This window comes from Thioalkalivibrio sp. ALE9 (assembly GCF_000377445.1).
Classification (GTDB): Bacteria; Pseudomonadota; Gammaproteobacteria; order Ectothiorhodospirales; family Ectothiorhodospiraceae; genus Thioalkalivibrio.
In genome coordinates this window covers 504,715-518,809 of record NZ_KB898122.1, presented here as the reverse complement: position 1 = coordinate 518,809, position 14,095 = coordinate 504,715, and the positions used below count along the sequence as shown (strand labels likewise).

General features: G+C 68.5%; 12 protein-coding genes. 5 read left to right on the top strand and 7 right to left on the bottom strand.

Annotation, left to right across the window (positions count from 1 at the left end; translation table 11 throughout):
- Positions 1–126 precede the first annotated feature (126 nt).
- Together mfd and D106_RS0102455 are read left to right on the top strand one after the other, a co-directional pair.
- Entirely contained in the window at positions 127–3,597 is a 3,471-nt protein-coding gene (gene mfd / locus D106_RS0102460) for a transcription-repair coupling factor (protein WP_018879088.1), read from the top strand.
- The gene (locus tag D106_RS0102455) at positions 3,598–4,275 is read left to right on the top strand and encodes a CsiV family protein (protein ID WP_018879087.1); all 678 of its coding nucleotides are present in this window, start codon (positions 3,598–3,600) and stop codon (positions 4,273–4,275) included.
- A gap of 15 nt (positions 4,276–4,290) precedes the next feature.
- Here the strand turns inward: D106_RS0102455 and D106_RS0102450 are convergent, their stop codons facing one another.
- Genes D106_RS0102450 through D106_RS0102440 form a run of 3 tightly spaced genes read right to left on the bottom strand, consistent with a single transcriptional unit; the run spans position 4,291 to position 6,945 of the window.
- On the bottom strand, positions 4,291–5,256 hold the full coding sequence (locus D106_RS0102450; RefSeq protein WP_018866279.1) for a S49 family peptidase: 966 nt from the start codon (positions 5,254–5,256) through the stop codon (positions 4,291–4,293).
- Between the two features lie 13 nt (positions 5,257–5,269).
- Positions 5,270–5,965, bottom strand: a complete 696-nt coding sequence (locus tag D106_RS0102445) for an HAD family hydrolase (protein ID WP_018866278.1) — start codon at positions 5,963–5,965, stop codon at positions 5,270–5,272.
- Entirely contained in the window at positions 5,962–6,945 is a 984-nt protein-coding gene (locus D106_RS0102440; protein ID WP_018879086.1) for an RluA family pseudouridine synthase, read from the bottom strand. The genes D106_RS0102445 and D106_RS0102440 overlap by 4 nt, the downstream gene beginning before the upstream one ends.
- Positions 6,946–7,380: 435 nt before the next feature.
- Here D106_RS0102440 and D106_RS0102435 point away from each other — a divergent pair, with 435 nt between their 5' ends.
- Positions 7,381–10,347, top strand: a complete 2,967-nt coding sequence (locus tag D106_RS0102435; protein WP_018879085.1) for an Rne/Rng family ribonuclease — start codon at positions 7,381–7,383, stop codon at positions 10,345–10,347.
- Positions 10,348–10,474: 127 nt separating this feature from the next.
- On the opposite strand, the gene D106_RS0102430 is transcribed toward D106_RS0102435, so the two are convergent.
- Entirely contained in the window at positions 10,475–10,966 is a 492-nt protein-coding gene (locus D106_RS0102430; RefSeq protein ID WP_026279202.1) for a low molecular weight protein-tyrosine-phosphatase, read from the bottom strand.
- Between the two features lie 360 nt (positions 10,967–11,326).
- Between D106_RS0102430 and D106_RS0102425 the strand changes: the two genes are divergently transcribed.
- Complete coding sequence (locus tag D106_RS0102425; RefSeq protein ID WP_018879084.1) at positions 11,327–12,391, top strand: flagellar hook-length control protein FliK; 1,065 nt, start codon at positions 11,327–11,329, stop codon at positions 12,389–12,391.
- Positions 12,392–12,394: 3 nt separating this feature from the next.
- Positions 12,395–12,766 carry an EscU/YscU/HrcU family type III secretion system export apparatus switch protein gene (locus D106_RS0102420; RefSeq protein WP_018866273.1) on the top strand — a complete coding sequence of 124 codons (372 nt, stop codon included), beginning with the start codon at positions 12,395–12,397 and terminating at the stop codon, positions 12,764–12,766.
- Here D106_RS0102420 and D106_RS0102415 read toward each other — a convergent pair.
- From D106_RS0102415 to D106_RS0102405, 3 genes are all read right to left on the bottom strand, one after another.
- The gene (locus tag D106_RS0102415) at positions 12,761–13,186 is read right to left on the bottom strand and encodes a DUF2802 domain-containing protein (protein ID WP_018866272.1); all 426 of its coding nucleotides are present in this window, start codon (positions 13,184–13,186) and stop codon (positions 12,761–12,763) included. The two genes, D106_RS0102420 and D106_RS0102415, sit on opposite strands and share 6 nt — an antisense overlap.
- A gap of 148 nt (positions 13,187–13,334) precedes the next feature.
- Positions 13,335–13,520 (bottom strand): hypothetical protein, encoded by a 186-nt coding sequence (locus D106_RS0102410; protein ID WP_018879083.1) that lies wholly within the window; start codon positions 13,518–13,520, stop codon positions 13,335–13,337.
- Positions 13,521–13,583: 63 nt separating this feature from the next.
- Positions 13,584–14,042, bottom strand: a complete 459-nt coding sequence (locus tag D106_RS0102405) for a chemotaxis protein CheW (RefSeq protein WP_018866270.1) — start codon at positions 14,040–14,042, stop codon at positions 13,584–13,586.
- Between the last annotated feature and the right edge of the window lie 53 nt (positions 14,043–14,095).

Genomic DNA, 14,095 nt, shown 5'->3' with positions numbered 1-14,095 from the left:
CCCTGAAACCCTTCTTGCCTTTCAGGCTTCCTGTGAATCGCCCTTGACCGACACAAGGACCTCGCGCACCCGTGCGGCGGAATCCGTATAATCGCGACCCTTTCCGCAGCCCCGATCCGCAGGCCCATGTCCGAAAAACGGCGCAATCCGCTTCAGCCCGGCCGCCTCCCCGGCTCCGGTTTCGAGATCTGGTCGGGACTCAACGCCACGGCGGCGACCCTCGCCCTGTCCCGCAATGCTGCGGCGTTCGATCGCCCGCTGCTGGTCATCACGGAATCCAACGAGGCCGCCGACCGCTGGCAGGAGGAATGGGAGTTCTTCGCCGGCGACCGCGACCTTCCGCTGCTGCGCCTGCCGGACTGGGAAACCCTGCCGTTCGATGTGTTCTCCCCGCACGAGGACATCATTTCGGAACGCCTGCGCACGCTGTACCACCTGCCCGGTCTGGAACGCGGCATTGTGCTGATGCCGGTCTCCACCCTGATGCAGCGTCTCCCGCCGCGCGACTGGCTGACCAGTCAGGGGCTCTCCCTGCAGACCGGCCAGCGGCTGGATCGCATGACGCTGCGCGAGAATCTCGCCGAGGCCGGTTACAACGCGGTGCAGCAAGTCATCAGCCATGGCGAGTTCGCGGCCCGCGGGGAGATCCTGGACCTGTTCCCGATGGGTGCCGACGAGCCCGTGCGTATCGAGTTCCTGGATGACGAGATCGACTCCCTGCGCCAGTTCGATCCGGAATCGCAGCGCTCCACCGGAAAGGTCGAGCGCCTGGAGATCCTCCCCAGCCACGAGTTCCCGCTGAACGATACGGCCATCCGCGAATTCCGGACACGCTACCGGGCTCAGTTCGCCGGCGACCCCACCCGGCACCCGATCTACCGCGACATCAGCGAGGGGCTGGTCCCGCCGGGTATCGAGGCCTACCTGCCACTGTTCTTCGAGGGCATGGACACGGTATTCGACTACTGCCCCGAGGCCCAGGTGGTGCAGCTCGGCAATATCGCCGGCGCCGCGGAGGAGTTTGCGCAGGAGATCCGCGATCGCTTCGAGCAGTTGAGCCACCAGTACGATCGCCCGCTGCTGCCGCCGGAGCGGCTTTACCTGGATATCGACCAGCTCGGGAACGCCCTGCGCGTGCACTCCGGCGTGGCCATAGGCCACCCGGCCGCACCACTTCCCGCGGACCGTGGCGCCGAGATCGCGTTCACCTGCGACCCGCTCCCGGAACTAGGGATGCAGCAGGGTCGCGAAGACCCGGCCCAGCGGCTGAAGGTGTTCATCGAGGGGCAGCAGCGAGTCCTGCTCACCGCAGAATCGGCCGGGCGGCGCGAGGCCCTGCTGACCCTGCTGCGGGAACAGGCCGTCCCGCACCATCCAGTGGAGAACTGGGACGCCTTCCTCGATGCCGGGGCGGGCCTGCACGTCACCGTCGCCGCCCTCGGGGAGGGTTTCGTCCTGCCCGAGGGCGTCGCGGTCGCCCCCGAGGCCGCGCTGCTCGGCGAACGGGCCCGGCAGACCCGCGGCCGCAACCGCAGTACTCGGGACGCGGACGCGGTGGTGCAGAACCTCAGCGACCTCACCATCGGCGCCCCGGTGGTACACGAGGAACAGGGCGTGGGCCGCTACCTCGGGCTGCAGACCCTCGACTTCAACGGCCAGCCTTCCGAGTTCCTGACCCTGGAATACGCCGACGGCGCCAAGCTCTATGTGCCGGTCTCCTCGCTGCATCTGATCAGCCGTTACACCGGCGCCGACGCCGAGCACGCCCCGCTGCATCGGCTCGGCAGCGAACAATGGGACAAGGCGCGCCGCAAGGCCGCGGAAAAGGCGCGCGACGTGGCCGCGGAACTGCTGGACATCCACGCCCGGCGCGCGGCGAAACAGGGCACCGTCTTCGCGACCGACACGGCCGAATATCACGCCTTTGCGGCCGGCTTTCCGTTCGAGGAGACCCTGGACCAGCAACAGGCGATCGACGCGGTCCTCGCGGACATGGCCGATACCCGGCCCATGGATCGCGTGATCTGTGGCGATGTCGGCTTCGGCAAGACCGAGGTGGCGATGCGCGCCGCGTTCGTCGCGGTGCAGAACAACAAGCAGGTGGTGGTGCTGGTCCCCACCACCCTGCTCGCCCAGCAGCATCATCAGAACTTCACCGACCGTTTCGCCGACTGGCCGGTCCGCATCGAGTCCCTGTCGCGTTTTCGCAGTGCCAAGCAGCAGGCCGGGGTGCTGGAAGGCCTGAAGGACGGCAAGGTCGACATCGTGATCGGCACCCACAAGCTGCTGCAGGCCAACCTCGACTTCTCCAACCTGGGCCTGGTGATCGTTGACGAGGAACAGCGCTTCGGCGTGCGCCACAAGGAGGCGCTGAAGAAGCTGCGCGCCGAAGTGGACATGCTCACCCTGACCGCGACCCCGATCCCGCGCACCCTGAACATGGCCCTGGCCGGCCTGCGCGACCTGTCGGTGATCACCACCCCGCCGCGCGAGCGCCTGGCGATCAAGACCTTCGTCAACGAATGGAACGACGCCATTATCCAGGAGGCCTGCCTGCGCGAGATCCGCCGTGGCGGCCAGGTGTACTTCCTGCACAACGAAGTGAACACCATCGAGCGCACCGCCCAGCGCGTGCAGGAGCTGCTGCCCGGTGCGCGGGTAGGAATCGCGCACGGCCAGATGCGCGAACGCGAGCTGGAACAGGTGATGCTCGACTTCTATCACCGGCGCTACAACATTCTGGTCTGCACCACGATCATCGAAACCGGGATCGACGTCCCCACCGCCAATACCATCGTGATGAACCGTGCCGACAAGCTGGGCCTGGCGCAGATGCACCAGCTGCGCGGGCGCGTCGGCCGTTCGCACCACCGCGCCTATGCCTACCTGATCACGCCACCGGAAAAGGCCATGACCGCCGACGCGAAGAAGCGCCTGGAGGCCATTGCCTCGCTGGAAGACCTGGGCGTCGGTTTCACCCTCGCCAGCCACGACCTGGAGATCCGCGGCGCCGGCGAACTGCTGGGCGATGAACAGAGCGGGCAGATCCACGAGGTCGGCTTCTCGATGTACAACGACCTGCTCAACCGCGCGGTGAACGCCCTGCGCTCCGGCAAGATCCCGGAGCTGGAGGGGCCCGAGGCCACCGGCACCGAGGTCGAGCTGGGCCTGCCGGCCCTGCTCCCCGACGACTACGTACCCGACGTGCATACTCGGCTGATCCTCTACAAGCGGATCAGCAGCGCCGCCTCTGCCGACGCCCTGCGCGAGCTGGAGGTCGAACTGGTGGACCGCTTCGGCCTGCTCCCCGACCCGGCCAAGGCACTTTTCGAGGCCGCGCGACTGCGACTGCGCCTGACGCCGCTCGGCATCCGCAAGCTGGAACTGGGACCGGCCGGGGGCCGTCTGGTCTTTGGGCCGAGTCCCAATCTGGACATCGCGGCCCTGATCCAGCTGGTGCAATCCGATCCGCAGGCGTACAAACTGGACGGCCAGAAGGCCTTCCGCTTCTTCGCACCAATGGAGACACTGGAGGCCCGGGCGCAGGCCGTTCTGCGTCTACTGGATACCATCAGCCCCGAACAGCAGGCCGCCTGAATGCCCAAGAACACCTTCCCCGCCCCGAATCCCCTGCGTCGCCGGATCCTGACCGGACTGGCCGCACTGCCCGTGGTCGGCCTGAGTGGCCCGGTAATCGCCCAGGCCGGGCGCCGGTACCGCATCGAACTGGTGATCTTCGAGCACCGCACAGAGGAGAGCCGGCGGCTGCAGATGGAGCTCGCAGCTCCGCGCGAACCGCTGTTCGGCGAATCGGAGCTGGGTGGGCGGAACTACCGGGATTCGCGCCGCGGCTTCGAACTGCAGCGGGTGGTACGGCGCGTGGAGGATTCCGGCGCCGGGCGTATCATCGCCCGCCTCGCCTGGGACCAGACCGGGCGCGACCATGCGTCGGCCCCCTGGCTGCGGGTCCAGCAGGGGCGGCGCCTGGGGGTGCACGATGCCCTCGGGGATGCGAGCGGCCTGTCACCCCGCCCGCTGGCCGAAGCCGTCGAGGAGCGCTTCGAGCTGGAGGGCCGCCTGCGCATCTGGGTGGGACGCTTCCTCCACCTGGAGACCGACCTCATCTACCACGTCGAGGAGCCGCTGGATGACCGCCCCCCACGCGCAATCACGGTGCGCGGCAGCCAGCGCATGAACTCCGGCGATGACCTGTTCTACCTGGATCACCCGGTGATCGGCATGATCGCCCGCGTCACCCGCATCGACGAGACCTGACGCGCCCGAGGCCGGTCAGCGCCACTGGGGCGTGGATTCCCAGGTCATCCACTGCTGGAAGGCGGCCATGCCGAGGTCCTCGAACAACAACTGCAGCGGGCTGCGGCGCGGCTTGAACACCACCAGCTTCTCCACGCCGATCACGTCCCGGGCCACGCTCCGGTCGGTGCCCAGCCCGTCGATCAGGCCCAGCTCCACCGACCGGTCCCCGGTCCAGATCAGGCCATTGAACAGGTCGTCCCGCTCCACGAGGCGATCGCCGCGCCCGGTGCGCACCACGTCCACGAACTGCTGGTGCACGCCCTGCAGTACGCCGTCAAGGTGGTTCACATGGCCCTCGTCCAGCGGCAGGAAGGGGTCCAGGAACCCCTTGTTCTCGCCCGCGGTGAACAGGCGGCGCTCGACCCCGATGTTGTCGATCAGGTCCACCAGTCCAAAGCTGTCCATGCGGACCCCGATGGAGCCGACCATACTGGCCTGGCTGGCATAGATCTCGTCCGCGGCCACGGCGATGTAATAAGCGGCCGAGGCCCCCACGTCCCCGATGACCGCATACACCGGGATATCCGGGTGCTTCTCCTTCAGCCGCAGGATCTCGTCGTGCACGTTTGCGGCCTGCACCGGGCTGCCGCCCCCGCTGTTGATGCGCAGCATCACCGCCTGGGTACCTTTGGCCTCGAACGCCTCGTTCAGGACCTTGGCGATATCCTCGGCGTTGGCCGCCGCGCTGGAGGCGATCAGACCCTCGACCTCCACCACCGCCACGTGTTCGGAGGGCTCGCGCTCGGTCTCGAACAGGCCGGCAAGGCCCATATCGCCGCCGCGCACCAGAATCAGCAGTGCGACCAGGTAAAAGAAGAACAGCAGCTTGAAGAAGATGCCCCAGCGCCGGGCCCGACGCTGCTCGATCACCTGTGCCTGGACCAGCTTCTCCAGTGTCTCGCGTTCCCAGCCCGGTTTGTTCTCGTTTGCCCAGCCCATCGTGGTTCCTTGTTCAGGTTGTACGCTCGGCCTGCCGGAAGGCCTCCAGCAGCGCTGCCAGGTTCGGCAGCAGGGCCAGCGGCTCGGCGCCCTGCAGTCTCTGTGGCGGATGTACGCCGTGGGTTATCCCCACCGCGGGCACACCGGCATGGCGAGCCATTTCCAGATCATAAACGCTATCACCGACCATGCGCGTGCGCCCCGGTTCCACACCCGCCCGCTCCATCACGCAGCGGAGCATGGCCGGGTTCGGCTTGGACGGGTGTTCGTCGCCGGTGGCGGTCGCCACAAAGTAGCCCGCCAGACCGGTTGCCTCCAGCGCCTGGTCCAGGCCGCGGCGTGACTTGCTGGTGGCCACACCCAGCAGCACCTCGCGCGCATCCAGCCAGTTCAGGAGCTCGGGCACGCCGACAAACAGCGGGGTCTCCGGGGCATCTTCGGCCTCCAGATAACAGGCGCGGTAGGCGGCGGTGAACTGGTGAACGAACGCCTCGTCCGCGCCCGGGTACAGCTCCTGCACCGCCGCCTGCACCCCGAGCCCGATGATATTGCGCAGGCTGGCCTCGTCGCGCTCCGGGGCGCCGGTCGCGACCGCTGCCCGTTGCAGGCAGTGGACGATGCGGCGCGGCGAGTCCATCAGGGTCCCGTCCCAGTCGAATACGATCAGACGCAGGTCCGCGTCGCCGGGCGGCAGGAGCGGGATGCTCATGCGTCGTCCCCGGTGCCGGCATCCAGGTGCGCCAGCACCTCGCCCAGCTCGTCCGGTAGCGGTGCGGAGAACACATGCCGCTCGCCGTCCGCCGACTGATAGGCCAGCGCCTGGGCATGCAGGAACAGCCGTTTCAGGCCCTGCTTGCGGAGGTGGCGGTTGGCATCCGGCAGGCCGTAGTCGTGGTCGCCCGCCACCGGGTGGCCAATCGCCTGGCCGTGCACGCGAATCTGGTGCGTGCGCCCCGTCCCGATCCGCACCTCCGCCAGCTGGTACGCGCCATGCACCTCCAGCGGCTGAAAGACACTCCGGGCGGCACGAGCCCGTGGCCCGTCATCCCCGGCCTCCCCGCCGGCGCGCATCCGGCGCCGGCCGTCATCCTGACGGCCGCTGGCGATCGGGGCATCACACTCGATGGGCTGGCCACCCGGGAACGGGCCCACCAGCAACGCCAGGTAGCGCTTCTCCACCCGGCCCTCGCGGAGTGCGGCGTGGAAGTCCTGCAGCGCGGGGCGGTTCTTCGCCAGCAACAAGCACCCGCTGGTCTCGCGGTCGAGGCGGTGGCCCAGCTCGAGCTCCGTATCCGGCCGCAACTGGCGCATCGCCTCAATAATGCCGAAGGCCAGCCCGCTGCCGCCGTGCACGGCGAGGCCCGAGGGCTTGTCCAGTACCAGCAGGTCATCATCCTCGTGGATGATGGCCCGCCGCAGTCGATCCAGTACCTTCGGCGGGATCTCCGAGGCGGCCGCTTCCGGCCGATCGAGATCGGGCACGCGAACCTCGTTGCCCGCCGCCAGGCGTTTGTGGGCCTTGGCCCGGCGTCCGTCGACGCGCACAGCGCCCTGGCGTACCAGGCGATAGATCAGCCCCTTGGGCACGCCCTTGAGTTCGCGGAGCAGAAAGTTGTCGAGCCGCTGCCCGTCACCACGCTCGGTGACCCGGAAGCTGCGCGGGCCGGAGGGTTCACGCCTTGCATTCATGGCGCGGGATGCTACCGGAGCGGCGCTTCCCGGGCTACTGCACGCGGCGTTCCCGCAGCCGAAAAAACTTGCCCATACGGGGGGTTATGCCCTACATTGGCGCACGGTACGTTGCTGCGAGTTGCCGGCAACGCGCCTCGAATCACCCGCCACTTCGACCCACGAGCTTTCGACAGCTCCCGGTCGAAGGGCCATCGCCGCAAAGCGACACTGTGACGCTATTTCTTCTAACCCAGTCCTGTCTCCCCGGCTCCGCCTCCAGCAGGCGACTGATCCCGTGGTTGCTGGTGAACACCTGGCTGGCGCGCTGGCTTTCGCTACGCGCCGCCGCTGCGAGCACGCGTGCGCAAGCGTTGCCGTGCCGCCGCTCGATCGCCGCACCCGGGGTCCCGCGGTTCCCCGCCGGACGCCAGGACGCCCTACCGAGTCCATTGCATGAAACGCATCCTGATCAATGCCACGCAGCCGGAAGAGCTGCGTGTCGCCATGGTCGACGGCCAGCGGCTGTACGACCTGGATATCGAACTGCCCTCGCGAGAGCGCAAGAAGGCCAATATCTACAAGGCCAAGATCACCCGAGTCGAACCGAGCCTGGAGGCCGCGTTCGTCAACTTTGGGGCTGATCGCCACGGCTTCCTCCCATTCAAGGAGATTGCCCATACCGCCGTTGGCGCCCCCGCCGACAGTGACAAGCCGATCCGCGAATTCCTGAAGGAAGGCACGGAACTGCTGGTCCAGGTCGAGAAGGAAGAGCGCGGCAACAAGGGCGCCGCCCTGACGACCTACATCAGCCTCGCGGGCCGCTACCTGGTCCTGATGCCCAACAACCCGAAGGCGGGGGGCGTCTCCCGCCGCATCGAAGGCGAGGATCGCGCCTCCCTGCGTGATGCCCTCTCCGGGCTCAACATGCCGGAAGGCATGGGCGTAATCGCCCGTACCGCCGGCGTCGGGCGCAGCACCGAGGAGCTGCAATGGGACCTCGACTACATGACCGCCCTGTGGGCCGCCGTGACCGAGGCCGCGGACAAGGCCAAGGCCCCGGCACTGATCCATCAGGAAAGCAACGTCATCATCCGCGCCCTGCGCGACCACATGCGCAACGACGTGGGCGAGGTCATCATCGATGACAACGGGGTCTACCAGCAGGCGGAAGACTTTGTCCGCCTGGTGATGCCGAACAGCCTGCGCAAGCTCAAGCGCTACGATGACCCGGTCCCGCTGTTCAACCGCTACCAGATCGAGAGCCAGATCGAGAGCGCGTTCGACCGCGAGGTCACCCTGCCCTCCGGCGGCGCCCTGGTGATCGATCACACCGAGGCCCTGATTTCCATCGACGTCAACTCCGCCCGTTCCACCAAGGGCGGCGACATCGAGGAGACCGCCTTCCACACCAATCTGGAGGCGGCCGAAGAGGTCGCGCGGCAGCTGCGCATCCGCGATCTGGGCGGCCTGATCGTGATCGATTTCATCGACATGAACGCCAACAAGCACCAGCGCGAGGTCGAGAACCGCCTGCGCGAGGCGCTGGAGATGGATCGCGCCCGGGTCCAGGTCGGGCGCATCAGCCGCTTCGGCCTGCTGGAGATGTCGCGCCAGCGGCTGCGCTCTTCGCTTGGGGAATCCAGCCAGAACACCTGCCCGCGCTGCGAGGGCCACGGCCAGATCCGCAGCGTGGAATCCCTGGCGCTGTCGATCCTGCGGCTGATCGAGGAAGAGGCCATGAAGGACCGGACCGGGCTCGTGATGGCCCAGGTCCCGGTCGACGTGGGCACCTTCCTGCTGAACGAGAAGCGCGAGTCGATCACCGACATCGAGGGTCGCCACCAGGTCGACATCAGCATCATCCCCAACCCGCAGTACCTCACCCCGCGCTTCGAGGTCCGTCGCGTGCGCGGCGACGAGCGTGAGGAGACCATCAGCGACCGCGGCTCGCACGAACTCGTGGAGATCGTCGAGGACGACAGCGATCCGCATCAGGAACGCCGCAGCAAGGTCGAGAAGCCGCTGGTCCAGGGTGTCAAGATGACCGGGCCCGCCCCCGTCAGCGAAGCCGCACCCATGGCCCCCGAACCGTCGGAGCCGGTCACACAGCCGGGATTCTTTGCCCGTATCTGGTCCTCGCTGTTCCCCAATGCCGCGCCCGCATCCGACCAGGACCAGGAACAATCGGAAGGTCGTCGCAAGGAAGGCGGCCGCGACCGTGGCGGCAAGGGTGGCGGCGCGCGCGGCGGCTCCCGGAAAAAGGCCGACAGCGGCAGCCGCAAGTCCGGCGACAAGCGCGGCGACAGCACCAATGGTCGCAAGGGCGGCCCCGACAAGGCCGATGGCGCCAAGTCCGATAACGCCAGGGCCGACAAGGGTGATGGCGGCAAGGGTCGCTCGCGGCGCGGCGGCAAGAAGGACAGCGAGGCCGACAAGGGTCCGGGCCGCGATGCGACCAAGCCTGCGGCCGAGAGCCGGGGCGGCGAGGGCCAGGCTGCTGACAAGACCGCCGGTGACAAGAAGGGCAACGGCAAGCCGGCGGAGAAGCCGCCTGCGCGAGATCAGGACGAAGCCGCGACCGGCGACACCGTCGGTGCTCCCGCGGGCAAGGGTCCCGAGAAATCCGACGAGGACGACGGCAGCAAGGGGCGTACGCGGTCCCGCCGCTCCCGCCGTGGAGGCCGTCGTCGCGGTGGCCGTGGCCGCTCCGGTGACAATGCCGGCGATACCGGAGGCGATGGCGCCCAGAGCGCGTCGGGGGATGCAAACGCCACCGAATCCGGCCGGGAAGCGCCGACTCCGGCCGATTCCGCCCCGGCCTCCGGGAAGCCCCAGGACGCCCCGTCAGGGGGCGGTCGGCAGCCGCAAACCGAATCGACCCCCGCCTCGCCGGACGCTGCACCGGAGCGAGCGCCGGCGAAAGCGGACAGCGATGAAAGTGCGCCGGATGCGCCGTCCGCCAAGGGTCGTACCCGCGGTGGACGCGGCCGCAAGCCCGGCGCCGATGCCGACCCGACCGGGGATGTGAGCCCGGCCTCCAGCGAGAGCCAGGGCGTAGCGAAACCGGAAAAGTCGGAAAACGCGCCCGCCCCCAGTGCCGAGGCGGTACCGAAACCGGAGGCCGACAGCCCGGCCCCGGCCAAGCGTCGGCCGCGTGGTGCCGCGAAGACGGGAGCCGGCGAAGCGACCCCGGACCCGGGCGAAGCCACGCCGAAGGAGCCGACCGAGGCACCGGCCACGGCGAAGAGCGCGCGCTCGAAACCGACCCCGGAAGGGTCCGGCGACGAAGCCGCCGCATCCTCTGCCCCTGCCCCGTCGAAGCCCGACGAGGCCAAGGCCGAACGCGTCTCGACGCCCAAGCCTGCCCCGGAACCGGCCGACACCACGGCCGGCGACACGGAGCGCAAGGGCAACGACTGAACGGAACCAGCCGGTTCCAATCGAAAAGGGCCCGCCTTTCGGCGGGCCCTTTCTTTGTGGGTCCGGCTCCGCTATCCCCGGACCCGTTCCCATCATCGCGATCAGGCGTTACGGTCCCGGGGTCGGCTCAGGAGGCCTTCAGCGTGTGACGCTCGCGGATGTGGGCCAGCAGCCCGTCGGCGGCCGCCTCCACCAGATCCATGACGTGCACGAAGCCCTCGTCTCCGCCGTAGTACGGATCCGGGACCTCGTGTTCATCGAACTGCGGGGCAAAGTCCAGAAACCGCAGCAACTCGGCCCGCGCCTCGGGCGGACGAATCGCCTCGGCGTTGCGGTAGTTCGCGTCGTCCATGGTCAGGATGTAGTCGAACTCGAGGAAGTCCTCCGGCTCCAGCTGGCGTGCGCGCAGATCATCCAGGTCGTAGCCGCGCGAACGCGCCTCCTGGCTTGCGCGGCGATCGGGCTTGGCACCCACGTGATAGCCCGCGGTCCCGGCCGAGTCCACCTCGATCGCGTGTTCCAGCCCGTGTTCGCGGATGCGCGCCGCGAACACCCCGTGCGCCATGGGCGAACGGCAGATGTTGCCCAGGCACACCATCAGTACACGTATCTTCGCCATCTCCATCGTCATCCCGATCATCAAAACACGCAGGATACCAAACCGGAATGCGCCGGCGGATTCGTTTCATGCCCGGCCCCGCGGTGTGCGATGCTGAGCCTTTAAACTCAGGAAGTAGTCATGGTCGACTTTGGCGGCCCGCGAATCCCCGGCTGGACATCCCCCGGCACCCTGACTGGGGGTGCCGGGAGTCGTGAAGCCACAAGCCTCCAGGTTGGGGGGCGTATCGAGGTTCGGGTGCTGGATGTCCTCCCGGATCGCAGCGTGCGCCTGCGTCTGGGACCCAGTGCGAATACCGCCGGTGCGAAAACCGCGGGGACAGCCGGAGCGGCAGCGCGACCTACGGCGAGCCCTGCGCTGGTGACGGCACAACTGGCCGGCGCCCTGCCCGATGCACTGGTGAATCGACCCACGGGTGGCTCGGGCCCGCCGGTGATGCTCGCCGAGATCACCCGGACCGAGCCGCGCCTGGAGGTGCGTCTGCTACCCCTGACGCTGGACCGCGCCGGCCCGCGACCCGCCGGGCTTGGCCCGTCGGCCAGTCCCGCTCAACAGTGGCTGGGACAGGAACTCCGCCAGCACCTCCCCGGGGCGCGTCCATTGGGCCCTACCCTGCAGGCGCTGCTACCACCCGCCGGCGGAGCTCCACGCGGCGAAGCGCCAACGCAGGCCACCGGAGCGGTGGCGCCGCTACCGCCGGCGCTCCAGCGTCTTGTCGATCTCCTCCCGACGCCGGCACAGCTGTCACAGCCGGAAAGCCTGCGCCAGCAGGTTCAGCAATCCGGGCTCTGGATGGAGGCCATGCTGGGGCTCGCGGCCCGGGGCCAGGGCCCGGCCCATCCCCTGGCCGCCGATCTCAAGGCCCAGTTGCTGCGCGCGGCCGACCAGCTCCGCCAGGGAGGCGAAGCCCGCCCCGCGGCGGCCCCGCCGGCCCCCGCGACGCCAGCGAACGCACCCGCCCTGCCAGCCCTGACGGGGCTGCTGGAAGGCTTGCTGAAGCGCGTCACCTCCCTGCAGCTCCAGTCGCTGCAGTCCTTCGCCAGCGACGAACCCGGGAACAGCCGCTGGTTCTTCGAGCTGCCGCTACGCAGCGAGCAGGCCGTCCACGGCGTCTTCGGCGAGATCCAGCGCGAGTCGCCTACCGACGAGGAGCCGGAACCTCCCTGGTCGATCGTGCTGACTTTGGATATCGGGGACCTGGGACCGATGCGCGTGGCAGCGGCCGCCCGCACAGCAGGCGTTAACGTGCACTTCACCGCAAGTGAGCCCGAGACGGTCGCGCGCCTGCGGCAGGAACTGCCCCGGCTGCGCGAACGTCTGGACGAGCGCGAATTGACGGTCACCGGGCTGTCGGTCCGCCAGGGCGAGGTGGACCCCGAGCCGCGGCCGCCGGGCACCCACCGTATGCTCGACGAGCAGGCCTGAACAGTGGCACGCAGGGACACCGGAGAGCGGAAGGCCGGGCGCGACGGGGCGCCCGAGCGGGCAGTTGCGCTGGAATGGGATCGGCGCCGGGCGCCGAAGATCACGGCCAGTGGATCGGGAGCCACCGCCGAGGCCATCCTGCGGATCGCCGAGGAGCACGGCATCCCGCTGCATCAGGACCCGGCCCTCAGCGAGGCGCTGGCGCAGATCCCCGTCGGGAGCGAGATCCCGGAGGAACTGTACGTGGCGGTGGCGGAGATTCTCGCCTTCGTCTTTCTCCTGGCGGGCATTACCCCCGATGACCGCGCCGGTGGCTATCGGGATGCATCGCGCAGCCGGGGACGCTCGGGCGGCGGGCCCGAGCCGGAATCATGAACGCCCGCTAGAACCCGTTGGCGCCGCCGTGCCGGTCCCATGCAGGCTGAAAAGCAGGTCGAGCTCGGTGGATGTGAGCCCGCAGCGCCGGCGCACCTCTTCGCGCCCCAGGCCCTGCTGGATCAGACGAATGGCCTGCTCGTAGGCACCGCTATCCCCTTCGCGGGCCCGCAACTCGCTGTGCTGGTCATGCAGGCGTTCCAGGGCCCGCTGCACGGAGGCCTGGGCCTGGCCATGGGTGGCTACACCCTCGGACAGGGCCTTCATGGCCCCCTGCAACGCCATCACCGAGGTGGCCTGGCGCTGATAGTCCTGGCGCAGGGCGGCGAGCTGGCGCCGCAGCAGAATCACCAGCCCGACGGAAAATGCGGCCACGATGGTCGCCAGCAGCGCGATCAGCGCGACCAGCCAGATCACCATTCCCTCTCCCATTGCGCGCACTCTCCTGAATACCGGGCCCGGTGATTGTCGCGTGAATCGTGGGCGCCTGGCCAGCGCAGCGCGATTGCCGGAGCGCGATCCGCCCGGGTTTGCGGATTTCTCGCAGCGGCGCGCGTGGACGGGGTTCTCAGGCGTAATCGTCGATCAGACCCCGCCGCTCGCGGCGCTCTTCCTTGCGGGGCGGGCGCTGCTGGGTCGGACGCACCGCGGGCCGAAAGACCGGGTCGCGGTCGTGATCGTCGCTCAGACGGCGACCGGGAACGGTGGTATGCACGGGCCGGACCGTGCGATCCGGCTGAAACTCGTCGACCATGGCTCACCTCCCGGCTTGCGCCCAATGGCCCGCTTGTTCAGGGAGTTGGACCCGACGCCCGCGCTACAGTTCGCGCAGTTGCGCCCACTCCTCGTCGGACAGCAGCTTGTTCAGGTCCACCAGGATGGTCAGCCCCTCCTCGGTGCTGGTGACCCCCTGGATGAAACGGCTGCTGTCATCGTTGCCGACCTCCGGCGCCGGTTCGACCGCGTCCGGGGCGATCCGCACGACCTCGGATACCGAGTCCACCAGGATCCCGACGTTCTGGTTGTCCACGTCGATGATCACGATCCGCGAGGCCTCGTCGGATTCGCGATCGTCCAGCCCCATGCGCCGCCGCGCGTCGATCACGGTCACGACATTGCCGCGCAGGTTGATGATCCCGAGGATGTAATCCGGAACGCCGGGGACCGGCGCGATCTCGGTGACCTTGAGGACCTCCTGAACCTGCAGGACATCGATCGCGTAGGTTTCCTCCGCAAGGCTGAAGGTCACATACGGAGCGGTGTCGGCCTTGGCCATGGCTTCTACGTCTTGTGCGCTGCTCATGTCGTCCTCGATGTTCCGTGCAGGCG